Below are 25,700 nucleotides of genomic sequence, written 5' to 3'. Positions count from 1 at the left end.
AAATTGGACGTCGCGTAATGTGACACTGGTCACAGGGACATTTAGGGTAACGCTGGTCTATAATGCGCCTGAAATTTCACACCACAGGCAAACGACCATGACTCAGGATGAACTCAAAAAAGCAGTGGGCTGGGCAGCGCTGAAGTATGTAAAACCTGGCACCATTGTGGGGGTTGGCACTGGCTCTACCGCGGCACACTTTATTGACGCGCTGGGCACAATGAAAGGCCAGATTGAAGGCGCGGTTTCCAGCTCGGACGCGTCCACCGAGAAACTGAAAAGCCTTGGCATTACCGTGTTCGACCTCAACGAGGTGGACCGCCTGGGCATTTATGTGGACGGCGCGGATGAGATTAACGGCCAGATGCAGATGATCAAAGGCGGCGGCGCGGCGCTGACGCGTGAGAAAATTATCGCCTCGGTGGCGGATAAATTCATCTGTATCGCGGATGCCTCGAAGCAGGTGGATATCCTCGGCAAATTCCCGCTGCCGGTGGAAGTGATTCCGATGGCGCGGAGCGCTGTCGCTCGCGAGCTTGTTAAGCTGGGCGGTCGCCCGGAATACCGGCAGAACGTGGTGACGGATAACGGCAACGTCATCCTGGATGTTTATGGTCTTGAGATCATCGACCCGATTGCACTGGAAAACAGCATCAATGCGCTGCCAGGCGTAGTGACTGTCGGGTTATTTGCTAACCGTGGCGCGGATGTGGCGCTGATCGGCACCGCTGAAGGCGTGAAAACTATCGTGAAATGATCTGACAGGGAGGCGCATGCCTCCCTGTAAAAAATCTGCAATGGGCAAATTTGGTGATATCTGTCACGTTTTTGCCATTGCCATACGTTACCTGCCGCTAGCTTCTTATTTCTTAGCATTTTTCTCTACCATTTCCCGCTGTATGACATTTCTTCAGATGCGCGACGCAAACGTTCATATTGCCGCGATAGTTTTTTTTGATATGTTGACTAACGCGGATTGCAATCTGCACAACATCACAGTCAAGACAAAAAACAGGGTCGGGTAAATGGCAAAGGTATCACTGGAGAAAGACAAGATTAAATTTCTGCTCGTCGAAGGGGTGCACCAGAAAGCTCTGGATAGCCTTCGCGCTGCGGGTTACACCAACATTGAGTTTCACAAAGGCGCGCTGGATAGCGAGCAACTGAAAGAGTCCATCCGTGATGCCCACTTTATCGGCCTGCGATCCCGTACTCAACTGACTGAAGATATCATCGCTGCGGCGGAAAAACTGGTGGCTATCGGCTGTTTCTGTATCGGTACCAACCAGGTGAATCTGGATGCAGCGGCAAAGCGCGGTATTCCGGTATTCAACGCGCCATTCTCCAACACCCGTTCGGTGGCAGAATTAGTGATTGGCGAACTGCTGCTGCTGATGCGCGGTATTCCTGAAGCGAACGCCAAAGCGCACCGTGGTATCTGGAACAAGCTGGCAGTTGGCTCGTATGAAGCGCGCGGTAAAAAACTCGGTATCATCGGTTACGGTCATATTGGTACGCAGCTCGGCATTCTGGCGGAATCGCTGGGGATGCACGTCTATTTCTATGATATCGAAAGCAAATTGCCTCTCGGCAATGCAACCCAGGTGCAACATCTCTCCGACTTGTTGAATATGAGCGATGTGGTGAGCCTGCATGTGCCGGAAAACGCGTCGACCAAAGATATGATTGGCCCGGAAGAGCTGGCGCTGATGAAGCCGGGCGCTCTGCTGATCAACGCCGCACGCGGTACGGTGGTGGATATTCCGGCGCTGTGCGATGCGCTGAAGCGTAAACACCTGGCAGGTGCGGCAATCGACGTGTTCCCGACGGAACCGGCGACTAACAGCGATCCGTTTGACTCTCCGCTGTGTGAATTCGACAACGTCCTGCTGACGCCGCACATTGGCGGTTCCACGCAGGAAGCGCAGGAAAATATCGGTCTGGAAGTGGCCGGAAAATTGATCAAGTACTCCGATAACGGTTCGACGCTGTCTGCGGTGAATTTCCCGGAAGTTTCTCTGCCGCTGCACGGTGGCCGTCGTTTGCTGCACATCCATGAAAACCGTCCTGGTGTGCTGACCGCGCTCAACCAAATTTTCGCCAGCCAGAATATCAACATTGCAGCGCAGTACCTGCAAACCACGCCGTATATGGGTTATGTGGTTATTGATATTGAAGCGGATGAAGATGTGGCGCAGAAAGCGTTGCAGAGCATGAAAGCGATTCCGGGTACCATTCGTTCCCGTCTGTTGTTCTAAACGTTGCTTTTTCCTCTCCCGCAAGGGAGGGGAAAGTTACCACTGCCATATTCTTGATGGCGTAACCACCGCAGGCAGCGGGATATCCCACTCTTCCACTGGTAGTTTTTCCACACCCTGGCAGTCATGCGCGTAACCCACCGGATTCAGGCCATATTCGCGCCAGTTTTGTAACGTGCGATCGTAAAAACCACCGCCCATTCCCAGGCGTTGCCCTTGTTCATCAAAGGCGACCAGCGGCGTAATCAACACGTCGAGCTGGCTCAGCGGCAACACATCACGCACATCCAGCTTCGGTTCCTGAATTTTAAGACGGTTAACCACCAGTTCGCTGTGCGGGTGGTAATGCAGAAACAGCAAATTGCCGGGGCTAAAGGGATGCAACACCGGCAAGTAAACGCGTTTGCCGCTACGCCAGAGTTGTTCAATGAGCGGCTGGGTATCCAGCTCGCCATCAAAAGAGAGAAACAACGCTACGTTATGTGCCATCACCACCGGCGCATACGCCATCATGCGTGCCGCGGCCTGCTGGGCAAAGTGTGTTTGTTGTTCAGGTGTCAGTTCACGCCGGCGCTGGCGAATAACTTTGCGGATTTCTTGTCGTGACGAAAGAAAATCAGGAAGTTGCGTCATGATGGTTGTAAAAAAAGAAGGGAATCTCCGAGATGCCGCCGCTGGCTGTAACCCTTGAACCCTTGGTTCAAGGTGAATGCGTCGTCATAGCTTTAAGGCTTCTCGGACGGACCGAGCATGCTCACCAACCATGGATCGCCACATTCTTGTGGTATGAAATATCGGCTCAGGGGACTGGCCCGCTTGCAAACATCTCAGAGATATTTTTTGGCTTCACGGTCACTCTAACACAAATGACCCTGAAGCGTTATTCAAACTTTGGTCCCGGTCTTTCTGTTATGCGACCTTGATCAAGCAATGCCTGTTCGATGGTCTGCTGTAACATCCGAATACGCTGTTCCATGCTGGCGGCGTATTCGCGGGTCTTTGCTTTTTCCTGAGTCAGCTCGTAACTAATGTTCAACGCGGCGATAAACACCAACTGCTCAGTATTTGTGACTCTAGTGCGAACCTTCAGATCTTGCAACCGCTGATTCAGATCCTCCGCGGCCTGATTCAGAGCATCTCTCTGTTCAGGCGGGCAATTCACTCGCAGTGAACGGCCAAAAATTTGGATATCGACGGGTTGTGCAGACATGCCACCTTCCTGCTGTTTGACTGCGCTCTGCCTTCGCATCCGAGCCCTGGGCTGCGAAGGGGCGACACTATAAGCTACCCCGGCGCGCGCTTTCAAGCTTTTTGCGTCTATACCTTAATGATTCGGAGTGCATGCAAACGCATGGAACGTGAAGCATCACGGGTATATCACCAGGGGCCAAAGTGGTAGCATATCATGAATATTCCCCCCAACGACGACGAATGCGCATGTCTATACAGAACGAAATACCTGGTTACAACGATGTAGCCCAGCTACTCAACCAACAGGGCGTTGGATTACTTCCTGCTGAAATGCACGGGCTTATCGCGGGGATCCTCTGCGGCGGTAACAACGATAGTTCCTGGCAGCCGTTGCTGCATGATTTAACCAATGACGGTCTGGCATTCGGTCACGAACTGGCGCAAGCGCTGCGCAGCATGCATTCAGCAACCAGCGACTCACTGGAAGACGACGGTTTCTTGTTCCAGCTCTATCTGCCGGATGGCGACGATGTTAGCGTTTTCGACCGCGCTGACGCGCTGGCGGGCTGGGTGAACCATTTCCTGCTGGGGCTGGGCGTCACTCAGCCGAAGCTTGATAAAGTGACCGGTGAAACCGGCGAAGCGATTGACGATCTGCGCAACATTGCGCAGCTGGGTTATGACGAAGACGAAGATCAAGAAGAGCTGGAAATGTCGCTCGAAGAGATCGTCGAATACGTCCGTGTCGCGGCGCTGCTGTGCCACGACACTTTCACGCGGCCACAGCCTACCGCGCCGGAAGTGCGTAAACCCACGTTACATTAATTCACCTTGTAGGGAGTCGGTGTCATGACACAGCTTGAGTTTCTCCGTCGTCGCCAGGCATTGCTGGCGCAGATGGTTCCGGGCAGCGCGGCGCTAATTTTTGCTGCACCGGAAGCCACCCGCAGCGCAGACAGTGAATATCCGTATCGTCAGCATAGCGATTTCTGGTATTTCACCGGTTTTAACGAGCCGGAAGCGGTGCTGGTGCTGATCAAAAGTGATGACACCCACAACCACAGTGTGCTGTTTAACCGCGTGCGCGACAAAACCGCCGAAATCTGGTTTGGTCGTCGCCTTGGCCAGGAAGCCGCGCCGGAAAAGCTGGGTGTCGATCGCGCACTGGCTTTTCCGGATATCAACGAACATCTTTATCAATTGCTTAACGGTCTCGACGCCGTGTACCACGCGCAGGGTGAATTCGACTATGCCGACACCATTGTGTTTACCGCGCTGGACAAGTTGCGCAAAGGCTCGCGTCAGAATCTGCTTGCGCCGCCAACGTTAACCGACTGGCGACCGATGGTGCATGAAATGCGCCTGTTAAAATCTGCCGAAGAGATAGACGTGATGCGTCGCGCTGGGGAGATCTCCGCGCTGGCGCATAGCCGCGCGATGCAGGTTTGTCGTCCGGGGATGTTTGAATATCAGCTTGAAGGTGAAATCCAGCACGAATTTAACCGCCACGGCGCGCGTTTTCCCTCCTATAACACCATCGTGGGTTCCGGCGTGAACGGCTGCATCCTGCATTACACGGAAAATGAGAGCCAGATGCGTGATGGCGATCTGGTGCTGATTGATGCCGGTTGTGAATACCAGGGATATGCCGGTGATATCACTCGCACCTTCCCGGTAAACGGCAAATTCAGCCCGGCGCAACGCGAAATCTACGATATCGTGCTGGCCTCGCTGGAACGAGCCCTTGTGCTTTTCCGTCCGGGCACGTCCATCCAGGAAGTGACCGGTGAAGTGGTGCGCATCATGATTACCGGGCTGGTGAAGCTCGGCATTCTGAAAGGTGAAGTCGATGAGCTGGTGGAAAAAAACGCGCATCGCCCGTTTTTCATGCACGGCTTAAGCCACTGGCTCGGATTGGATGTGCACGATGTTGGTGTCTATGGCAAAGATCGCTCGCGTGAACTGGCACCTGGTATGGTGCTGACGGTGGAACCGGGCCTCTATATCGCACCGGATGCCGATGTGCCGGAACAGTATCGCGGTATTGGTATTCGTATTGAAGATGACATCGTCATTACTGAAGACGGCAACGAAAACCTGACCGCCAGCGCCGTGAAAAACGTTGACGAGATTGAGGCGCTGATGGCGGCATCACGTTCATGAGTGTGATTATCGTTGGCGGTGGCATGGCTGGCGCAACGCTTGCGCTGGCTATTTCTCATCTTACTCAGGGCAAATTACCCGTTCATCTGGTAGAAGCCAGCGTACCTGGCGCGTCCACGCATCCGGGATTTGACGCCCGCGCCATTGCGTTAGCGGCAGGCACGTGCCAGCAACTGGCGCGTATCGGCATCTGGCAAGCCATTGCCGCCTGCGCCACGCCGATTTCGACGGTTCATGTCAGCGATCGCGGCCATGCAGGCTTTGTCACGCTGGATGCGCAGGATTACCACCTCGATGCGCTTGGCTACGTTGTCGAACTGCACGACGTTGGGCAGCGGCTGTTCACATTATTGCAAAATGCGCCCGGCGTGACGCTGCATTGCCCGGCGAAAGTTAGCGCGGTTGCCCGTGATGAGCAGCAGGTGAGCGTAACGCTGAAAAGCGGTGAAAGTATTAACGGTCAATTGTTGGTGGCGGCAGACGGCTCCCGTTCACGCATTGGTCAGCAACTGGGTGTGGACTGGCAGCAAGCGCCTTATCACCAGGCGGCGGTTATCGCCAACGTCACCACCTCTGTGGCGCATCAGGGGCGGGCGTTTGAGCGTTTTACCGAGCATGGCCCGCTGGCAATGTTACCGATGTCACAAGGTCGCTGTTCGCTGGTGTGGTGTCATTCGCTGGAAAAACAGCAGCAGGTTGCCGCCTGGTCTGACGAGCTTTTCTGCCTCGAGTTACAAAAGGCCTTTGGCTGGCGGCTCGGGCGCATTCTGCATGTGGGCAAACGCAGCGTTTACCCGCTGACGCTGACCGCGGCCGCTTCGCCTGTCTCGCACCGCGCGGTGCTGGTCGGCAATGCCGCGCAAACGCTGCATCCAATCGCCGGGCAGGGTTTTAACCTCGGCATGCGCGATGTGATGACGCTGGCGGAAACGTTGGCTGAAGCGTGGGCGGCGCAGCGAGATGTTGGTTACTACCCCGTGTTGACGGGCTACCGCGATCGCCGCCATGCGGATAAAAAAGCCACCATCGGCGTTACCGATGGGCTGGTGCATCTGTTTGCCAATCACTGGATACCGTTGGTCGTCGGGCGTAATGCCGGGCTGATGGCGATGGAATTATTTACCCCCGCGCGCGATGCGCTGGCGCAGCGTACCCTCGGTTGGGTTGCCCGTTAAAGACAAAAGGAGCGAAGAGTGCAGAGTGTTGATGTTGCGATTGTCGGCGGCGGTATGGTCGGGTTGGCGCTGGCCTGTGGTTTACAGGGCAGCGGGTTGCGCGTGGCGGTGCTGGAGCAGAATGAACCGACACCGCTGGCGGAAGATGCTCCTCCGGCGCTGCGCGTGTCAGCGATTAATGCTGCCAGTGAAAAGTTACTGACGCACCTTGGCGTCTGGTCAAACATTATTGCCCAACGTGCCGGGCGTTATCACGGCATGGAAGTGTGGGACAAAGACAGTTTTGGCCGCATCGCGTTTGACGACCAGAGCATGGGCTACAGCCATCTTGGTTACATTATTGAAAATGCGGTGATCCACCAGGCGCTGTGGGATAAAGCCCGGCAGTGCAAGGATGTTACCCTCATGGCTCCGGCTGAGTTGCAGCAGGTGGCGTGGGGCGAAAACGAGGCGTTTCTGACTTTAAAAGATGGCACCATGCTCACTGCACGGCTGGTGGTTGGCGCAGATGGCGCAAACTCCTGGCTGCGTAACAAGGCCGACATTCCGCTGACATTCTGGGATTACCATCATCATGCGCTTGTGGCGACCATTCGCACCGATGAGCCGCATCAGGCGGTGGCGCGCCAGGTATTTGGTAACGATGGCATTCTCGCTTTTCTGCCGCTTAACGATCCGCATTTATGCTCAATTGTCTGGTCGCTGCCGCCAGAGCAGGCGAAAGCCATGCAGCAAGCGAGTGAGGAAGCATTCAACCAGGCGCTGTGCGTGGCGTTCGATAATCGTCTTGGGCTGTGCCGCGTTGAGAGCGAACGTCAGGTATATCCACTCACAGGACGCTATGCGCGCCAGTTTGCCGGGCACCGTCTGGCGCTGGTTGGCGATGCTGCGCACACCATTCACCCGCTGGCGGGGCAGGGTGTTAACCTCGGCTTTATGGATGTCGCGGAGTTGATAACCGAGCTGAAGCGCCTGAGCCGCGAAGGTAAAGACATTGGTCAGCATCTCTATTTGCGCCGCTATGAGCGCAGCCGCAAACACAGCGCGGCGTTGATGCTGGCCGGAATGCAGGGTTTTCGCGAACTCTTCTCGGGTGCAAATCCGGCGAAAAAGCTGCTGCGTGATATCGGCCTGAAACTGGCAGATACCCTTCCCGGTGTGAAAACCCGTTTGTTACGCCAGGCGATGGGGCTCAACGATCTGCCTGAGTGGTTACGTTAACTGCGTCACACTTTCCCTTCCCGGTCCCGGGAAGGGATGCCTCCTCCTCATTTGAAATATTCTAATTTCACCTCATTTTTCGGATTAGATTTTCTCATGTCGCGTTTTTTTCTTTTCGGGAAAATCCTCTCTTTTGCAGAGTGAAATGCTGCAATCTCTTCTCCGTTGTCGGTAACACTGATTTTTAATGAAGGGTGAATCGTTATTCACCAGAATAATACTCTGATGGCATTTTGTGCGTGATGGGTCATAAGCTAATGTGATGGACCATTTTTCTTTATGGTTAAGCTCTGCTTTCGATGATAAGTTCAGGCCAAAGAGAACGTTTGCGTCGACGTCGTAAAACGGTGTCGGCACCAGTTGTTTTGGCGCAAATTACGCCGCTGAAAAACGTGATAGCTCAGCTTATTCGACGAGGAAAAGATGGCTCAGCAGACCCCTTTGTATGAACAACACACCCTAAACGGCGCCCGCATGGTGGATTTTCATGGCTGGATGATGCCGCTGCATTACGGCTCACAAATCGATGAACACCACGCGGTGCGCACCGATGCCGGAATGTTTGATGTGTCGCACATGACCATCGTCGATCTCAAAGGCAGCCGCACCCGGGAGTTTCTGCGGTATTTGCTGGCAAACGACGTCGCCAAACTCACGAAGCCCGGTAAAGCGCTCTACACCGGCATGCTAAATGCCTCGGGCGGCGTAATTGATGACTTAATCGTCTACTACTTCACTGAAGATTTCTTCCGCCTCGTTGTAAACTCCGCCACCCGCGAAAAAGACCTCTCCTGGATTTCCCAACACGCTGAACCTTATGCCATCGACATCACTGTACGTGATGATCTGTCGCTGATCGCCGTACAAGGCCCGAACGCGCAGGCGAAAGCCGCCAGCCTGTTTACTGACGAGCAGCGTCACGCCGTTGAAGGTATGAAACCATTCTTTGGCGTGGAAACCGGTGATCTGTTCATTGCGACCACCGGTTATACCGGCGAAGCAGGGTATGAAATTGCGCTGCCCAATGAAAAAGCGGCCAGCTTCTGGCAAGCGCTGGTCAATGCGGGCGTGAAACCTTGCGGCCTTGGCGCACGCGATACGCTGCGTCTGGAAGCGGGTATGAACCTGTACGGTCAGGAGATGGATGAAGGTATCTCTCCGCTGGCCGCCAATATGGGCTGGACGATCGCCTGGGAGCCGCAGGATCGTGAATTTATTGGTCGTGAAGCGCTGGAACTGCAACGCGAAAAAGGCACCGAACAGCTGGTTGGCCTGGTGATGACGGAAAAAGGCGTATTGCGTAATGAACTGCCGGTGCACTTCACCGATGCGCAAGGCAATGTGCAAAAAGGCGTGATCACCAGCGGTACGTTCTCGCCAACGCTCGGCTACAGTATTGCACTGGCACGTGTTCCGGCGGGGATCGGCGAAAATGCTGTTGTACAGATCCGCAACCGCGAAATGCCGGTGAAAGTCACTAAACCTGTTTTTGTACGCGCTGGTAAACCCGTCGCGTAATCTTTTTATCTGGAGAGAATGAAATGAGCAACGTACCAGGCGAACTGAAATACAGCAAAGAACATGAGTGGCTGCGCAAAGAAGCGGACGGCACTTACACCGTTGGCATCACCGAACATGCGCAAGAACTGCTGGGCGATATGGTGTTTGTCGATCTGCCGGAAGCGGGCGCGACCGTCAGCGCGGGCGATGATTGCGCCGTTGCCGAATCGGTAAAAGCGGCTTCTGATATCTACGCGCCAATCAGCGGTGAAATTGTGGCGGTTAATGATCAACTGGCCGATTCGCCGGAGCTGGTCAACAGCGAGCCGTATGGCGAAGGCTGGATTTTCAAAATTAAAGCCAGCGACGAAGCCGAAGTTGCCGCGCTGCTGGATGCGACAGCGTACGCCGCGCTGCTCGAAGACGAGTAAATACGCCTCATCCTTCGCGTGGCAGGCGCGTTGGCTTCCACGCATTCCCGGGCGCTTACTGATGTCAGCGGCCGGGGATGTGCTGCGTCGCCGCCTTCCTGCAATGCGAAGGGCTTAGCATATTCAGGCAATTTCTAAATACGATTCACTGCACGTTTCAGGAACCATCGCTCATGACACAGACTTTAAGCCAGCTTGAAAACCGTGGCGCTTTCATTGGACGTCACATTGGGCCGGATGCTCAGCAACAGCAGGAGATGCTGAACACAGTTGGCGCGGATTCGTTAAACGCACTGATTGGCCAGATCGTGCCAAAAGACATCCAGCTTGCCACTCCGCCGCAGGTTGGGGAATCGACCACTGAGTTCGCAGCCCTGGCCGAGCTGAAAGCGATTGCCAGCCGCAACAAGCGCTTTAAGTCTTACATTGGCATGGGCTACACCGCCGTGCAGTTGCCGCCGGTTATTCTGCGCAACATGCTGGAAAATCCAGGCTGGTACACCGCCTACACCCCGTATCAGCCGGAAGTGTCGCAGGGCCGCCTTGAAGCGCTGCTCAACTTCCAGCAGGTTACGCTCGATCTCACCGGGCTGGATATCGCTTCCGCGTCGTTGCTGGATGAAGCCACCGCAGCGGCTGAAGCGATGGCCATGGCGAAGCGCGTCAGCAAACTGAAAGGTGCCAACCGCTTCTTCGTCGCGGCCGATGTGCATCCGCAAACGCTCGATGTCGTGCGCACTCGCGCCGAAACCTTCGGTTTTGACGTGATTGTTGATGACGCGGCTAAAGTTCTCGATCACCAGGATGTGTTCGGCGTACTGCTCCAGCAGGTCGGCACGACGGGTGAAGTGCATGATTACAGCGCGCTGATTAACCAACTGAAATCCCGCAAAATCGTGGTCAGCGTTGCCGCCGATTTGTTGACGCTGGTGCAACTGACTGCGCCAGGTAAACAGGGGGCCGACATTGTGTTTGGCTCCGCGCAACGCTTTGGCGTGCCGATGGGCTACGGTGGCCCGCACGCGGCATTCTTTGCCGCAAAAGATGAATACAAACGCTCCATGCCAGGCCGCATTATCGGTGTGTCGAAAGATGCCGCCGGTAACACCGCGCTGCGCATGGCGATGCAGACGCGCGAGCAGCATATTCGCCGCGAGAAAGCCAACTCCAACATCTGTACTTCGCAGGTTCTGCTGGCCAACATCGCCAGCTTGTACGCGGTGTTCCACGGTCCGGCCGGGCTGAAACGCATTGCCGGACGTATTCATCGCCTGACCGATATCCTTGCTGCTGGTTTGCAGCGCGGTGGCCTGAAACTGCGCCACGCGCACTACTTTGACACCCTGTGTGTTGATGTTGCGGACAAAGCCGCCGTGCTGGCTCGCGCCGAAGCGCAGGAAATTAATCTGCGTAGCGACATTCTTAACGCCGTTGGCATCACGCTGGATGAAACCACCACGCGTGAAGATGTGCAGGTGCTGTTTAACGTGCTGCTGGGCGACAAACATGGTCTGGATATTGATGCGCTGGATAAAGAGGTCGCGCTTGATAGCCGTTCCATCCCGCAGAGTATGCTGCGTGAAGACGCTTTCCTGACGCACCCGGTGTTTAATCGCTATCACAGCGAAACCGAGATGATGCGTTATATGCATTCGCTGGAGCGTAAAGATCTGGCGCTCAACCAGGCGATGATCCCACTGGGCTCCTGCACCATGAAACTGAACGCGGCGGCGGAAATGATCCCAATCACCTGGCCGGAATTCGCTGAACTGCACCCGTTCTGCCCGCCGGAACAGGCTGAGGGTTATCACCAGATGATCGCTCAGCTCTCTGACTGGCTGGTAAAACTGACCGGTTATGATGCGCTCTGCATGCAGCCGAACTCAGGCGCGCAAGGCGAATACGCCGGTTTGCTGGCGATTCGTCACTACCATGAAAGCCGCAACGAAGGTCACCGCGACATCTGTCTGATCCCAAGTTCTGCGCACGGTACTAACCCGGCATCGGCACAGATGGCGGGGATGCAGGTTGTGGTGGTTGCTTGTGATAAAAACGGCAATATCGATCTGGCCGATTTGCGCGCGAAAGCGGAGCAAGCGGGCGATAACCTCTCCTGCATCATGGTGACGTACCCGTCCACCCACGGTGTGTATGAAGAGACCATTCGCGAAGTGTGTGAAGTGGTGCATCAGTTTGGCGGCCAGGTTTACCTGGATGGCGCGAACATGAATGCGCAGGTGGGTATCACGTCGCCGGGCTTTATCGGCGCGGATGTGTCGCACCTCAACCTGCATAAAACCTTCTGCATTCCGCACGGCGGTGGCGGTCCGGGCATGGGGCCGATTGGCGTGAAAGCGCATCTTGCACCATTTGTGCCGGGTCACAGCGTGGTGCAGATTGAAGGGATGCTCACCCGTCAGGGCGCGGTCTCTGCGGCGCCGTTTGGCAGCGCGTCGATTCTGCCGATCAGCTGGATGTATATCCGCATGATGGGCGCGGAAGGGCTGAAACAAGCGAGCCAGGTGGCGATCCTTAATGCCAACTATATCGCCAGCCGTCTGAAAGAGGCTTTCCCGGTGCTGTATACCGGTCGCGATGGTCGCGTTGCGCACGAGTGTATTCTCGACATTCGCCCGTTGAAAGAAGAGACCGGCATCAGCGAACTGGATATCGCTAAGCGCCTGATCGATTACGGTTTCCATGCGCCAACCATGTCTTTCCCGGTGGCCGGTACGTTGATGGTGGAACCGACCGAATCGGAGAGCAAAGTCGAACTGGATCGCTTTATCGATGCCATGCTGGCGATTCGTGCGGAAATCGAACGTGTGAAACAGGGTGAGTGGACGCTGGAAGATAACCCGCTGGTTAACGCACCGCACACGCAGAATGAGCTGGTGGCTGAGTGGAATCACGGTTACACCCGCGAACTGGCGGTGTTCCCGGCAGGTTTTGCCAACAAATACTGGCCGACCGTGAAGCGTCTGGACGATGTGTACGGCGACCGTAACCTGTTCTGTTCCTGCGTGCCGATGAGCGAATATCAGTAATGCGCTGATTCGACTATCTTTTAAGGGCGCTTCGGCGCCCTTTTACTTTTCAGGAGAACCAGATGGCGATTGCATTAGTGACCGGTGGCAGCCGGGGAATTGGCCGCGCAACCGCGCTGCTGCTGGCACAAGAAGGCTACACCGTTGCCGTCAATTATCACCGCAACAAGTCTGCTGCCGACGACGTGGTGGCGGAAATCAGCGCGCAGGGTGGGCATGCGTTCGCAGTACAGGCCGATATCAGCGATGAAGCGCAGGTACAGGCTATGTTCGCGTCTCTTGATGAAAAACCGGAACCGCTTACCGCGTTGGTCAATAATGCCGGGATCCTATTTCAGCAGAGCCGGGTTGAGCAACTGAGCGCAGAACGCATTAATCGCGTGCTGGCGACCAACGTGACGGGCTATTTCCTCTGCTGTCGCGAAGCGGTAAAACGGATGTCCACCCAACACGGTGGGCACGGCGGCGCGATTGTTAATGTTTCCTCGGCGGCGGCGCGTCTCGGCTCGCCCGGCGAATACGTCGATTATGCGGCGTCAAAAGGGGCCGTCGATACGCTCACAACCGGGCTGGCGCTGGAAGTTGCGGCGAACGGTATCCGCGTGAATGGTGTGCGTCCGGGTTTTATCTACACAGAAATGCATGCCAGCGGCGGTGAGCCCGGGCGTGTGGACCGGGTGAGCAGCGCGATCCCGATGCGGCGCGGTGGGCAACCGGAAGAAGTGGCGCAGGGCATTGTCTGGCTGTTGAGCGACAAAGCGTCGTATGTTACCGGCAGTTTTCTCGATTTAGCCGGCGGCAGATAAGCACTCCTCTCCCGTCAGGGAGAGGAGTTTACTGCGTCAAAGATTTTCGCCGTTGCTGGCAATCACTTCTTTGTACCAGTTAAAGCTCTTTTTACGGGAGCGCGACATATCGCCGGTGCCGTCATCGTGCTTGTTCACGTAGATAAAGCCGTAGCGTTTGCTGTACTGGCCGGTGGTAAAAGAGACGCAGTCGATACAGCCCCACGGGGTGTAACCCATCAGATCCACGCCGTCGTGGGTCACTGCTTTGATCATCTCTTTGACGTGCGCGCGCAGGTAATCGATGCGGTAATCGTCATTGATGCTGCCGTCGGCTTCGACTTTGTCGTACGCGCCAAAACCGTTTTCGACGATAAACAACGGTTTCTGGTAGCGTTCATACAGCTCGCATAACGCATAGCGCAGGCCAACCGGATCAATCTGCCAGCCCCAGTCAGACGCTTTAACATGCGGGTTAGGGACGCTGCCCTGGAAACCGGAGAGTGCATCGCCAGCGCCGCCCTCCGCTTTCACCGCGTTGGTCATGTAATAGCTAAAGCCGAGGTAATCGCAGCAACCTTCGCGCAAAATCGCCTCGTCACCGGCTTCCATGCGGATGGTAAAACCACGGCGTTCCCATTCGTTCAGCACATAAGAAGGGTAGTAGCCGCGCAGTTGGACATCGGTAAAGACATAACGCTCACGCATTGACTCTTGCGCGTACATCACATCGTCCGGCTTACAGGAGAAGGGGTACAGCGGCACCATGGCCAGCATGCAGCCAATTTTCATTTCCGGGTTAATACGATGGCCGATTTTCACCGCCATGGCACTGGCAACAAACTGATGGTGCAGCACCTGATACATGGTCTCTTCGGGGTTTTCATGTTCGGTGTAGACCACGCCGGAACAGCAGTAACCAAACAGCGGCGCGCGCCAGTTGCGCTGGTTGTTGATTTCGTTAAAGGTCATCCAGTATTTGACTTTATTCTTGTAGCGCTCGAAAACCACTTCGGCGAAGCGTACAAAAAAATCGACTACTTTACGGTTGGTCCAGCCGCCATATTCCTGCACCAGGTGCAGCGGCATTTCGAAGTGGGACAGCGTGATGACCGGCTCGATATTGTATTTGAGCAACTCATCAAACATGTCGTCGTAAAATTTCAGCCCTTCTTCATTCGGCTGTTGCTCATCGCCCAGCGGGAAGATGCGGGTCCAGGCGATGGAGGTGCGAAAACATTTGAAGCCCATTTCGGCGAACAGCTTGATGTCTTCTTTATAGTGACCATAAAAATCAACGGCTTCGTGGTTCGGGTAATATTTGCCCGCGACGACTTCCTGCGTGATTTCACGCGGAACACCGTGCGCGCCGCCTGTCAGGACATCGCAGATGCTCGGGCCTTTGCCGCCTTTATTCCAGCCGCCTTCAACCTGGTGTGCGGCAACCGCGCCACCCCATAAAAAGTCTTTCGGTAAGGTCAATTTTTTCATTGTTACTATTCCCGTTATATTGGCTGATAACGAGTCTAACAAAGGCGAATTAAATGTCACGATATAACAAATTGCCGCTGGGGTAATTTGTTACACCGAAAAAACACACTGTTTTTTTATGCTATTTTCTTCGCCAGTTTACGTCCCAGCGATTCGAGAATATAAATAACAGGAATTTGCGTAGTAATATCGTAGCCGCCGCTAATGCGCATTTGCGGCACATGCCAGGAGATATTAAAGTCCGCCAGTTTTGCCAGTCGCGAGTGTTCGTGGCTGGTGATCGACAGTACTTTGCAATGGTGCAGGCTGAACTGGCTGGCGAAGCGCAGGATCTCTTCCGTCTCACCTGAAACCGAAAGGACAATTGCCAGTGCGTTTTTAGCCATATCATTGGTGACCGGGAAATAAGGATCATCGATATGGTTACTGAATTTACCGATATTTGAGAAGAATCTTGCGCCATATTTCGCCAGCGCACCCGATGTGCCAGCACCGACAAATATAATGCGCTCGGAAGATAATATGATATCAACAGTGTTATCTAATAACTTATCAAACTCGTCATTGTTAACGCTTTTAAAAAAACTGATCACTTCGCTGGCGCCGAAATTCGCTTGCGGCGGCTCATTCTGCTCTAAATATAATTTAAAACGCACACGGAATTCCGAGTAGCCTTCACAGTTGAGCTTGCGGCAAAAGCGCAACACGGTCGTGGTGGAGACGCCCGCCGCATCGGCCAGCTCACGAATGGTCATGTACATCACTTTGTCGCGATTTTTGATGACAAAGTTGTAAACCAACATCTCCAGAGTATTCAGGCTGGCGATGGCGGAGTGAGTAAACATTGTCACGGCGATATCCTTTGCTTGCGGTAAACGTAGCCCAATGCCACCCGGCAGGCTTTTTGCGTGCTCACATGCTGCCATAACTCCGGCACTGTTTCCCTGACTTTCGCATTCATGGCATGCAGCCTACGTCATGAAACATTCATCAACGATATTTATTTTAGCGTACAGGTGTGCACTGGAATCATTCTCAGTTACTCTAGTGTTGCGACGTTTTTTTGAGTTTTCCCGGAGTTACCATGGTTAAGAAACCTTTATTCGCACAGGGATACACACTGGCAGAGGAAATTGCTAACAGCATCAGCCACGGTATCGGGCTGGTGTTCGGTATTGTCGGCCTGGTATTGTTGCTGGTTCAGGCGGTAGACAGCAACGCCAGTATGACGGCGATTACCAGCTACTCGCTTTATGGCGGCAGTATGATCCTACTGTTTCTCGCCTCCACGCTGTACCATGCGATTCCGCACCAGCGCGCAAAAAGATGGTTAAAGAAATTTGACCACTGCGCCATTTATCTGCTGATTGCCGGAACTTATACGCCTTTTTTACTGGTCGGGCTGGATTCACCGCTGGCGCGTGGGCTGATGATTGTTATCTGGAGCCTCGCCTTATTGGGGATCCTGTTTAAGCTCACCATTGCGCACCGGTTCAAGGTGTTGTCGCTGGTGACATACCTGACAATGGGCTGGCTGTCATTGATTGTGATTTATCAGCTTGCGACACGGTTATCGGTGGGCGGCGTGACGCTGCTGGCTGTCGGCGGGCTGGTGTACTCGTTGGGCGTCATTTTCTACGTCTGTAAACGTATTCCCTATAATCACGCGATCTGGCACGGCTTTGTGCTGGGTGGCAGCGTGTGTCACTTCCTGGCGATCTATTTGTATGTCGGACAAGTTTAAGCAGTAGTGCCGGGCGGCTTTTGCCAGCCCGGCTATAGCATGGCAGTTGTTTTAACGCGGATTATTCTTCTTCCAGCGAGTAGGGCAGCGGCTCGATGCTTAATGTATTGGCATCGTCGCGTACGCGGAACACGCTGTTTGGTTCCATGTCATTATTCATCACGACCTGAACCAGCACGCGGCCGTCATCTAACTGAGTGGATGCCAGCACCGTACCGGTGCGACGCCAGTTTTCACCCATTTTTAGCTCAAGATCTTCACCCGCTTCCGGCGTGCGGCTGGCAGCGCCTGCCAGGTACCACAGCGCACGCTTGTTGGCACCACGGAATTTCGCGCGAGCAACCATTTCTTGCCCGGTATAACACCCTTTTTTGAAGCTGATGCCGCCCAACGCCTGCAGGTTGGTTGCCTGCGGAATGAATTGCGCGCTGTTTGGCTCGTCAATCACGGGTAACCCGGCTTCGATATTTAGCGCCAGCCACTGTTGGCTGTTGTTAAGCTGCGCTTCACCGCGTAGTTTTTCCGTCACCTGTTCTGCCGTTGCGACATCAGTAACCAGCAGGAAACGCTCGCCCGGATGTTCAAACCACAGGAGAGTTGTTTCCCCTTCCTGCACAACCTGCTTTTCGCTGTCCGGCAGCGTTGTGAAGAGATTAGCCAGCGCGGCGCGAGCCTGAAAACCGGCAACGCCCAGCAGCACATGTTCGTCATCTGCGGCGATAGTGACTTTGGAAAATACGGCGTACTTTTTCAGTTCGCGAAGCTGCGATTCACGCACGCTGCGGCGCAAAATCCAGGCAAATCCTTCCTGATAGTGAAACAACCGCATATTGCTCCACATTTTGCCTTTAGAATCGCAATGCGCCGCCAGCAGATGCTGATCTGCTGCCATTTTCGACACGTCAGCAGTGACCTGGCCCTGCAGGTATTTCTCGCTATCCGCACCGGTAATGGTTGCCAGCGCCCAGTCATCGAGCGTCATAAGCGTCAGCGGCAGACGGGTAGATGCGGTCGGCTGGCGCGGAGGAAATGGAGTAAAAGCCATAATAATGTCCTGATTAGCTTAACGCTGTGTTGGTACTTAATGGTAAAAGAGCCATTGTTCAATGCAAGCGATAAAGCATGCGATTTGTGCCATTGTGCGAGCATTGCGAGGCGCTACGCAGCACTGTGATAATTTTGCAGACGATGCGATTTATTCTGGAAGCAGGTCCGGGAAGCTAAATATTCCGCAAAAGGAATATTAAAAACACGTTACAATAGGCCCTCATGCCTATGAAGGGAGAAGAACATGGATATTAATAATAAAGCCCGTATCCATTGGGCCTGTCGCCGCGGAATGCGCGAACTCGATATCTCCATCATGCCTTTTTTTGAACACGAGTACGACTCGCTCAGTGACCACGACAAACAGGTGTTTGTGCGTCTGCTGGAGAGTGATGATCCGGATTTATTCAACTGGTTGATGAATCATGGCAAACCCCAGGACGCGGAGTTGCAGCGAATGGTGCAGTTAATTCAGACACGGAATCGGGATCGTGGTCCTGTGGCAATCTGATTTACGCGTCTCATGGCGCGCACAATGGATTTCGTTATTACTGCACGGGCTGGTGGCGGCGTTCATTCTTTTTATGCCCTGGCCGTTGAGCTATACGCCGCTATGGCTTTTGCTGCTGTCGCTGGTGGTTTTTGATTGCGTGCGCAGCCAGCGGCGGATCAACGCCTGCCACGGAGAGATCAAACTGCTGATGGATTCCCGCCTGCGCTGGCAAGGTGTGGAGTGGGATATTATCGGTACACCCTGGATGATCCGCGGCGGTATGATGTTGCGATTACGCCGTGCGGAAGACGGGCGGCGCCAGCATTTATGGCTGGCGGCAGACAGTATGGATTCGCAGGAGTGGCGCGATCTACGCCGGATGATCACCCAAAATCCGGCGCAGGGGCTACATTAAGGCGGGGATGGCTCAGCCGAGCCGTTCCGCCATTTCCGTCAGTATTTGCTCGCACCAGCCTTGAATACGTTCATCGCTTAAATCGTACTGATTGGTTTCATCCAGCGCCAGCCCTACAAAGAGCTGCCCATCGGCAATGACCGGTTTTTTACTGGTAAATTCATAGCCTTCTGTCGGCCAGTAACCAATGAATGTCGCCCCTTTGGGGGCCAGTTTGTCGTGGAGCATGCCGAGTGCGTCGAGGAACCATTCGCCGTAACCGAGCTGATCGCCCATCCCGTACAACGCGATGATTTTTCCGTCGAGATTGAGGTTATCAAGCTGATCCCAAACCGCTTCCCAGTCTTCCTGCAGCTCGCCGAAATCCCAGGTTGGAATACCCAGAATAAGCGCGTCGTACTGTTCCATCAGGGCGGGAGCATCATCTTTCAGGTTGTGCAGCGTCACCAGTTCCGGGCCGATAATATCGCGGATTTTTTCTGCCGCCATTTCGGTGTAGCAGGTGCTGGAACCGTAAAACAGACCGATATTCATAACGTAAACTTCTCGACTCTTGATGTGTCTTTTCACGCAGTGTACCAGAATCGTACATCAATCAGGCATAATGCAGCGTTTGAGTAAAGGAGACGCTGGATGGAACAGGATCTCGCACGTATCGAACAGTTTCTCGATGCTCTCTGGCTTGAGAACAATCTGGCGGAAAATACGCTAAACGCTTACCGCCGTGATTTGAAAAGTGTGGTGGAGTGGTTGCACCACCACGCCAGCAGTCTGGAAAAAGCGCAAGGTGATGATTTACAAGCGCTGTTAGCTGAAAGGGTGAGCGGTGGTTATAAGGCCACCAGCTCGGCGCGCTTGCTTAGCGCCGTGCGGCGTTTCTTTCAGTACCTTTATCGGGAAAAAGTACGCAGCGACGATCCCAGCGCATTGCTCGCATCACCTAAATTGCCGCAACGTTTACCGAAAGACTTAAGTGAAACGCAGGTGAGCAGGCTTTTGCAGGCTCCGGTGGTTGACCAACCGCTGGAGTTACGCGATAAAGCGATGCTTGAGGTGTTGTATGCGACCGGCCTTCGCGTCTCTGAACTGGTTGGCCTGACGATGAGTGATATCAGCCTGCGTCAGGGCGTGGTGCGAGTGATTGGTAAAGGCAATAAAGAGCGCCTGGTGCCGCTGGGCGAAGAGGCGGTGTACTGGGTCGAAAACTATCTGGAACATGGTCGCCCCTGGCTGCTCAACGGTGCTTCAATTGATGTGCTGTTTCCAAGCCAGCGCGCGCAGCAGATGACGCGCCAGACTTTCTGGCATCGCATCAAACACTATGCGGCGCTTGCGGGCATCGACAGTGAAAAGCTCTCGCCCCACGTTTTGCGCCATGCGTTTGCCACCCATCTGCTCAACCATGGCGCGGATCTGCGCGTGGTACAAATGCTTTTAGGCCACCAGGATTTATCGACCACGCAAATTTATACGCATGTCGCTACCGAGCGACTGCGCAAGCTTCATCAACAGCATCACCCGCGGGCGTGAATGCTGACAATCTAAGGATGTGTTATGAAAAAAGGTTTAGTGATGTTCACCCTAATGGCGGCGGCGTTTAGCGGCGCGGCACATGCCGATGACGCGGCAATTAAACAGTCGCTGGCTAAATTGGGTGTACAGAGTGGCGAAGTGCTGCCCGCGCCGGTTGCCGGAATGAAGGCCGTATTGACCAACAGCGGCGTGCTGTATGTGACCGAAGACGGCAAACATATCATCCAGGGCCCGATGTACGATGTCAGCGGCGCGCAGCCTGTAAACGTCACCACGAAGATGCTGTTACCGCATCTGAACGCGCTGGAAAAAGAGATGATTGTCTACAAAGCGCCGCAGGAAAAACATGTCATCACCGTGTTCACCGATATCACATGTGGTTACTGCCAGAAGCTGCACAGCGAGATGGCAGACTACAACGCGCTCGGCATCACCGTGCGTTACCTTGCCTTCCCGCGCCAGGGGGTGCCAAGCGAAGTTGAAAACCAGATGAAGGCTATCTGGTGTGCAAAAGATCCTAAAAAAGCCTTCGATAATGCGATGGAAGGTAAAGAGGTGAAACCGGCCAGCTGTGATATCGACATTGCCAACCATTACGCGCTGGGCGTGCAGTTTGGCGTCAACGGCACGCCAGCGATCGTGCTGAATGACGGCTACCTCGTTCCGGGGTATCAGGCTCCGGCCGAAATGAAAGCCTTCCTCGACCAACATCAAAAAGCGACCGGCGGTAAATAATTCGCGTGAAAGCTCAGATACAACTTCGCCGCCGTGAGGTGGATGACGCAGCAGAACTGGCCGAAGACTTGCCGCCGCTGCTGCGTCGCTTATACGCCAGCCGCGGTGTGCGCACGGCCAGTGAACTGGAGCGCAGCGTTAAAGGCATGCTGCCGTGGCAACAACTTACCGGTATCGATGAAGCTGTGGCGCAGCTTTACAACGCTTTGCGTGAAGGGCTGCGCATTATTGTGGTGGGCGATTTCGATGCGGATGGCGCCACCAGTACCGCCCTCAGCGTGCTGGCCTTGCGTGCGCTCGGTTGTGAAAATGTCAGTTACCTGGTGCCGAACCGTTTTGATGACGGCTATGGGCTTAGCCCGGAAGTGGTCGATCAAGCGCATGCGCGCGGCGCGCAGCTCATCCTGACGGTGGATAACGGCATCTCTTCACATGCAGGCGTGGCGCGGGCTCATGAACTGGGGATCCCGGTGGTGGTAACCGATCACCACCTGCCAGGTGACACGTTGCCCGATGCCGAAGCGATTGTTAACCCTAATTTGCGCGACTGCGATTTTCCGTCGAAGTCGCTGGCCGGGGTTGGTGTTGCGTTCTATCTGATGCTGGCGCTGCGCGCTTTTCTGCGTGACAGCGGCTGGTTTGAGGCGCGCGGCCTGGCGATGCCAAATCTGGCGGAACTGCTTGATTTGGTGGCGCTGGGAACGGTGGCGGACGTGGTGCCACTGGATGCCAATAACCGCATTCTGACCTGGCAAGGGCTCAGCCGCATTCGCGCCGGGCGCTGCCGTCCGGGCATCAAGGCGCTGCTGGAAATTGCCAACCGCGATGCGCAAAAGCTGGCAGCAAGCGATCTCGGTTTTGCGCTCGGGCCGCGCCTTAACGCGGCGGGCAGGCTGGACGATATGTCGGTGGGGGTTGCGCTGTTACTGTGCGATAACCTTGGCGAAGCGCGTCAGTTAGCCAGCGATCTCGACGCGTTGAACCAGACGCGCAAAGAGATTGAGCAGGGGATGCAGGCCGAAGCCCTGACGCTGTGCGAGCAGCTTGAGCGCAGCGGTGAAACGCTGCCCGGTGGCTTAGCGATGTACCATCCCGAGTGGCACCAGGGGGTGGTCGGTATCCTCGCTTCGCGCATTAAAGAGCGCTTTCACCGCCCGGTGATCGCCTTTGCGCCAGCCGGAGACGGCGTGCTGAAAGGTTCGGGGCGTTCGATTCAGGGGCTGCATATGCGCGATGCGCTGGAGCGTCTGGATATGCTGTTTCCGGGCATGATGCTCAAATTCGGCGGTCACGCAATGGCGGCCGGTTTGACGCTGGAAGAAAACCGTTTTGACGAGTTCCGCCAGCGTTTTGGCGAGCTGGTGACAGAATGGCTGGATCCGGCGTTATTACAAGGTGAGATTGTCTCTGACGGCCCGTTGTCGGCGCAGGAGATGACGCTGGAAGTCGCGGAGATGCTGCGAGAAGCGGGTCCCTGGGGACAAATGTTCCCGGAACCGCTGTTTGACGGCGAGTTTCGCCTGCTGCAGCAGCGGCTGGTGGGTGAGCGTCATCTCAAGGTGATGCTGGAGCCGGTTGGCGGCGGTCCACTGCTTGATGGAATCGCTTTTAACGTCGATACCACCTGCTGGCCGGATAACGGTGTGCGGCAGGTAAATATTGCTTATAAACTGGATGTGAACGAGTTTCGCGGCAATCGTAGCGTACAGCTGATCATCGAGCATCTCTGGCCACTTTAGCGCCAGTATTCGCTATAAAACAGGGCGGGAATCCGGTAAACTTCCGCCCTTATCACCGCCTTTTGACTAGTCCATTAAAAGAAATCAGACCATGTTTGAAATTAACCCGGTAAAAAATCGTATTCAGGACCTCACGGAGCGCTCCGACGTTCTTAGGGGGTATCTTTGACTATGACGCCAAGAAAGAGCGTCTGGAAGAAGTAAACGCCGAGCTGGAACAGCCGGACGTGTGGAACGAACCTGAGCGCGCACAGGCGCTGGGCAAAGAGCGTTCCTCACTCGAAGCTATCGTTGATACGCTGGATCAAATGCGCCAAGGGCTGGAAGATGTCAGCGGCCTGCTGGATCTGGCGGTTGAAGCCGAAGACGAAGAGACCTTTAACGAAGCGGTCGCTGAACTGGATGTGCTGGAAGAGAAACTGGCGCAGCTGGAGTTCCGCCGCATGTTCTCTGGCGAGTACGACAGCGCCGACTGCTACCTGGATATTCAGGCAGGTTCCGGCGGCACCGAAGCGCAGGACTGGGCGAGCATGTTAATGCGCATGTACCTGCGCTGGGCGGAAGCTCGTGGCTTTAAAACCGAGATCATCGAAGAGTCCGAAGGTGAAGTTGCCGGCATTAAATCCGTCACCATTAAGATCATCGGTGATTACGCCTACGGCTGGCTGCGCACCGAAACCGGCGTTCATCGCCTGGTGCGTAAGAGCCCGTTCGATTCAGGCGGCCGTCGCCACACCTCCTTTAGCTCCGCCTTTGTCTACCCGGAAGTGGACGACGATATTGATATCGAAATCAACCCGGCGGACCTGCGCATTGACGTTTATCGCGCATCCGGCGCGGGCGGTCAGCACGTAAACCGTACGGAATCCGCGGTGCGTATTACCCACATTCCAACCGGACTGGTCACACAGTGCCAGAACGACCGCTCCCAGCATAAGAACAAAGACCAGGCCATGAAGCAGATGAAAGCGAAGCTTTATGAACTGGAAATGCAGAAGAAAAATGCTGAGAAACAGGCGATGGAAGACACCAAGTCGGACATCGGCTGGGGCAGCCAGATCCGCTCTTATGTCCTGGATGATTCCCGCATTAAAGATCTGCGCACCGGGGTTGAAACCCGTAACACGCAGGCGGTGCTGGACGGCAGCCTGGATCAATTTATCGAAGCAAGTTTGAAAGCAGGGTTATGAGGAACCAACATGTCTGAACAACAAGCACAAGGCGCTGACGCGGCAGTCGATCTTAATAATGAACTGAAAACTCGCCGCGAGAAGCTGGCGCAACTGCGTGAGCATGGCGTGGCGTTCCCGAACGATTTCCGTCGCGACCATACCTCTGACAAGCTGCACGCACAATTCGATGCCAAAGAGAACGAAGAGCTGGAAGCGCTGGGCATCGAAGTTGCCGTTGCGGGCCGTATGATGACCCGCCGCATCATGGGTAAAGCCTCTTTCGTAACCCTGCAGGACATGGGGGGGCGCATTCAGTTGTATGTTTCTCGTGACGATCTGGCGGAAGGCATCTACAACGAGCAGTTCAAAAAATGGGATCTCGGCGATATCCTCGGCGCGCGCGGCAAGCTGTTCAAGACCAAGACCGGCGAACTCTCTATCCATTGCACCGAGCTGCGTCTGCTGACCAAAGCGCTGCGCCCGCTGCCGGACAAATTCCACGGTTTGCAGGATCAGGAAGCGCGCTATCGTCAGCGTTACCTGGATCTCATCTCGAATGATGAATCCCGCAACACTTTCAAAGTGCGTTCGCAGATCCTGGCCGGTATTCGCCAGTTCATGGTCGGCCGCGACTTTATGGAAGTGGAAACGCCGATGATGCAGGTGATCCCGGGCGGTGCCTCTGCGCGTCCGTTTATCACTCACCATAACGCGCTGGATCTCGATATGTACCTGCGTATCGCGCCGGAACTGTACCTCAAACGTCTGGTGGTTGGCGGTTTCGAGCGCGTGTTCGAAATCAACCGTAACTTCCGTAACGAAGGTATCTCCGTTCGTCACAACCCTGAGTTCACCATGATGGAACTCTATATGGCGTACGCGGATTATAAAGATCTGATCGAGCTGACCGAATCGCTGTTCCGTACGCTGGCGCAGGATATTCTCGGCAAAACCGAAGTGCCGTACGGCGACGAGGTGTTTGATTTTGGCAAGCCGTTCGAAAAACTGACCATGCGCGAAGCGATCAAGAAATACCGCCCGGAAACCAACATGGCGGATCTGGATAACTTCGACAGCGCGAAAGCGATTGCTGAAAGCATTGGTATCAAGGTTGAGAAGAGCTGGGGTCTGGGCCGTATCGTCACGGAGATCTTCGAAGAAGTGGCTGAAGCGCACTTGATCCAGCCGACTTTCATTACCGAATACCCGGCGGAAGTTTCGCCGCTGGCGCGTCGCAACGATCAGAACCCGGAAATCACCGATCGCTTTGAGTTCTTCATTGGCGGACGTGAAATCGGTAATGGCTTTAGCGAGCTGAATGACGCAGAAGATCAGGCGCAGCGCTTCCAGGATCAGGTTGATGCGAAAGCAGCGGGCGACGACGAAGCCATGTTCTTCGACGAAGACTACGTAACCGCGCTGGAACACGGCTTACCGCCGACTGCTGGTCTGGGTATCGGTATCGACCGTATGGTGATGCTGTTCACCAACAGCCACACTATTCGTGATGTGATCCTGTTCCCGGCGATGCGTCCGGTGAAATAATCGCTCAGCGATAAA

General features: G+C 54.8%; 24 protein-coding genes and 1 other RNA gene. 18 read left to right on the top strand and 7 right to left on the bottom strand.

What is annotated here, in order from left to right; all coding sequences use genetic code 11:
- Positions 1–97: 97 nt before the first annotated feature.
- Together rpiA and serA are read left to right on the top strand one after the other, a co-directional pair.
- Positions 98–757 (top strand): ribose-5-phosphate isomerase RpiA, encoded by a 660-nt coding sequence (gene rpiA, locus IP581_RS19115; protein WP_193821140.1) that lies wholly within the window; start codon positions 98–100, stop codon positions 755–757.
- Between the two features lie 268 nt (positions 758–1,025).
- Complete coding sequence (serA, locus tag IP581_RS19110) at positions 1,026–2,258, top strand: phosphoglycerate dehydrogenase (protein ID WP_017457601.1); 1,233 nt, start codon at positions 1,026–1,028, stop codon at positions 2,256–2,258.
- Positions 2,259–2,294: 36 nt separating this feature from the next.
- Here the strand turns inward: serA and IP581_RS19105 are convergent, their stop codons facing one another.
- From IP581_RS19105 to zapA, 3 genes are all read right to left on the bottom strand, one after another.
- Positions 2,295–2,891 (bottom strand): 5-formyltetrahydrofolate cyclo-ligase, encoded by a 597-nt coding sequence (locus IP581_RS19105; protein ID WP_193821139.1) that lies wholly within the window; start codon positions 2,889–2,891, stop codon positions 2,295–2,297.
- Positions 2,892–2,911: 20 nt separating this feature from the next.
- Positions 2,912–3,095, bottom strand: a non-coding RNA gene (gene ssrS, locus IP581_RS19100) — 6S RNA.
- A gap of 43 nt (positions 3,096–3,138) precedes the next feature.
- The gene (gene zapA, locus IP581_RS19095; protein ID WP_017457603.1) at positions 3,139–3,468 is read right to left on the bottom strand and encodes a cell division protein ZapA; all 330 of its coding nucleotides are present in this window, start codon (positions 3,466–3,468) and stop codon (positions 3,139–3,141) included.
- Positions 3,469–3,695: 227 nt separating this feature from the next.
- On the opposite strand from zapA, the gene IP581_RS19090 reads away from it, so the two are divergent.
- The 8 genes from IP581_RS19090 (at position 3,696) to IP581_RS19055 (ending at position 13,792) form a co-directional block, all read left to right on the top strand.
- Positions 3,696–4,274 carry a YecA/YgfB family protein gene (locus tag IP581_RS19090; RefSeq protein ID WP_086873856.1) on the top strand — a complete coding sequence of 193 codons (579 nt, stop codon included), beginning with the start codon at positions 3,696–3,698 and terminating at the stop codon, positions 4,272–4,274.
- Between the two features lie 24 nt (positions 4,275–4,298).
- A complete protein-coding gene (pepP, locus tag IP581_RS19085) occupies positions 4,299–5,612 on the top strand; it encodes a Xaa-Pro aminopeptidase (RefSeq protein ID WP_193821138.1) in 1,314 nt (437 codons plus the stop codon).
- Positions 5,609–6,787, top strand: a complete 1,179-nt coding sequence (ubiH, locus tag IP581_RS19080) for a 2-octaprenyl-6-methoxyphenyl hydroxylase (protein WP_193821137.1) — start codon at positions 5,609–5,611, stop codon at positions 6,785–6,787. The genes pepP and ubiH overlap by 4 nt, the downstream gene beginning before the upstream one ends.
- Before the next feature lie 18 nt (positions 6,788–6,805).
- The gene (gene ubiI, locus IP581_RS19075; protein WP_193821136.1) at positions 6,806–8,008 is read left to right on the top strand and encodes an FAD-dependent 2-octaprenylphenol hydroxylase; all 1,203 of its coding nucleotides are present in this window, start codon (positions 6,806–6,808) and stop codon (positions 8,006–8,008) included.
- Between the two features lie 423 nt (positions 8,009–8,431).
- Positions 8,432–9,526 carry a glycine cleavage system aminomethyltransferase GcvT gene (gcvT, locus tag IP581_RS19070; protein WP_017457608.1) on the top strand — a complete coding sequence of 365 codons (1,095 nt, stop codon included), beginning with the start codon at positions 8,432–8,434 and terminating at the stop codon, positions 9,524–9,526.
- 23 nt (positions 9,527–9,549) lie between these two features.
- A complete protein-coding gene (gcvH, locus tag IP581_RS19065) occupies positions 9,550–9,939 on the top strand; it encodes a glycine cleavage system protein GcvH (RefSeq protein WP_086873521.1) in 390 nt (129 codons plus the stop codon).
- 173 nt (positions 9,940–10,112) lie between these two features.
- Entirely contained in the window at positions 10,113–12,986 is a 2,874-nt protein-coding gene (gene gcvP, locus IP581_RS19060) for an aminomethyl-transferring glycine dehydrogenase (RefSeq protein ID WP_193821135.1), read from the top strand.
- A 62-nt stretch (positions 12,987–13,048) separates the two neighbouring features.
- Positions 13,049–13,792 (top strand): SDR family oxidoreductase, encoded by a 744-nt coding sequence (locus tag IP581_RS19055; protein WP_086873523.1) that lies wholly within the window; start codon positions 13,049–13,051, stop codon positions 13,790–13,792.
- 36 nt (positions 13,793–13,828) lie between these two features.
- Here IP581_RS19055 and IP581_RS19050 read toward each other — a convergent pair whose 3' ends face one another.
- Positions 13,829–15,262: a 6-phospho-beta-glucosidase gene (locus IP581_RS19050; protein WP_193821134.1), complete on the bottom strand. Its 1,434-nt coding sequence runs from the start codon at positions 15,260–15,262 to the stop codon at positions 13,829–13,831.
- Positions 15,263–15,378: 116 nt separating this feature from the next.
- Positions 15,379–16,107: a MurR/RpiR family transcriptional regulator gene (locus IP581_RS19045; protein WP_086873857.1), complete on the bottom strand. Its 729-nt coding sequence runs from the start codon at positions 16,105–16,107 to the stop codon at positions 15,379–15,381.
- A gap of 239 nt (positions 16,108–16,346) precedes the next feature.
- On the opposite strand from IP581_RS19045, the gene trhA reads away from it, so the two are divergent.
- Complete coding sequence (gene trhA, locus IP581_RS19040; RefSeq protein WP_193821133.1) at positions 16,347–17,006, top strand: PAQR family membrane homeostasis protein TrhA; 660 nt, start codon at positions 16,347–16,349, stop codon at positions 17,004–17,006.
- A 61-nt stretch (positions 17,007–17,067) separates the two neighbouring features.
- Here trhA and ygfZ read toward each other — a convergent pair whose 3' ends face one another.
- Complete coding sequence (ygfZ, locus tag IP581_RS19035; RefSeq protein WP_097400859.1) at positions 17,068–18,051, bottom strand: tRNA-modifying protein YgfZ; 984 nt, start codon at positions 18,049–18,051, stop codon at positions 17,068–17,070.
- 246 nt (positions 18,052–18,297) lie between these two features.
- Here ygfZ and sdhE point away from each other — a divergent pair, with 246 nt between their 5' ends.
- Positions 18,298–18,564: an FAD assembly factor SdhE gene (gene sdhE / locus IP581_RS19030; protein WP_017457616.1), complete on the top strand. Its 267-nt coding sequence runs from the start codon at positions 18,298–18,300 to the stop codon at positions 18,562–18,564.
- Positions 18,545–18,961 (top strand): protein YgfX, encoded by a 417-nt coding sequence (locus IP581_RS19025; RefSeq protein WP_086873527.1) that lies wholly within the window; start codon positions 18,545–18,547, stop codon positions 18,959–18,961. Before sdhE ends, IP581_RS19025 begins: the two co-directional genes overlap by 20 nt.
- A 12-nt stretch (positions 18,962–18,973) precedes the next feature.
- Here IP581_RS19025 and fldB read toward each other — a convergent pair whose 3' ends face one another.
- Complete coding sequence (gene fldB, locus IP581_RS19020; protein ID WP_086873528.1) at positions 18,974–19,495, bottom strand: flavodoxin FldB; 522 nt, start codon at positions 19,493–19,495, stop codon at positions 18,974–18,976.
- 99 nt (positions 19,496–19,594) lie between these two features.
- Here fldB and xerD point away from each other — a divergent pair, with 99 nt between their 5' ends.
- The 5 genes from xerD to lysS all read left to right on the top strand — a co-directional run bounded on the left by xerD (position 19,595) and on the right by lysS (position 25,685).
- Positions 19,595–20,491 carry a site-specific tyrosine recombinase XerD gene (xerD, locus tag IP581_RS19015; protein ID WP_193821132.1) on the top strand — a complete coding sequence of 299 codons (897 nt, stop codon included), beginning with the start codon at positions 19,595–19,597 and terminating at the stop codon, positions 20,489–20,491.
- 24 nt (positions 20,492–20,515) lie between these two features.
- Positions 20,516–21,229 carry a bifunctional protein-disulfide isomerase/oxidoreductase DsbC gene (gene dsbC, locus IP581_RS19010; RefSeq protein ID WP_193821131.1) on the top strand — a complete coding sequence of 238 codons (714 nt, stop codon included), beginning with the start codon at positions 20,516–20,518 and terminating at the stop codon, positions 21,227–21,229.
- Positions 21,230–21,234: 5 nt separating this feature from the next.
- Positions 21,235–22,968 carry a single-stranded-DNA-specific exonuclease RecJ gene (recJ, locus tag IP581_RS19005; RefSeq protein WP_193821130.1) on the top strand — a complete coding sequence of 578 codons (1,734 nt, stop codon included), beginning with the start codon at positions 21,235–21,237 and terminating at the stop codon, positions 22,966–22,968.
- A gap of 91 nt (positions 22,969–23,059) precedes the next feature.
- Positions 23,060–24,158 (top strand): peptide chain release factor 2 gene (prfB, locus tag IP581_RS19000; protein WP_096325398.1). Its coding sequence is split into 2 segments (ribosomal slippage): positions 23,060–23,134 and positions 23,136–24,158, totalling 1,098 coding nucleotides; the frame shifts between segments, so codons are not numbered across the junction.
- A 9-nt stretch (positions 24,159–24,167) separates the two neighbouring features.
- On the top strand, positions 24,168–25,685 hold the full coding sequence (lysS, locus tag IP581_RS18995) for a lysine--tRNA ligase (protein WP_193821129.1): 1,518 nt from the start codon (positions 24,168–24,170) through the stop codon (positions 25,683–25,685).
- The last annotated feature ends 15 nt before the right edge of the window (positions 25,686–25,700 follow it).

Source organism: Kosakonia pseudosacchari (genome assembly GCF_015167415.1).
Lineage (GTDB): Bacteria > Pseudomonadota > Gammaproteobacteria > Enterobacterales > Enterobacteriaceae > Kosakonia > Kosakonia pseudosacchari.
This window is presented reverse-complemented; position numbering and strand designations above follow the sequence as displayed.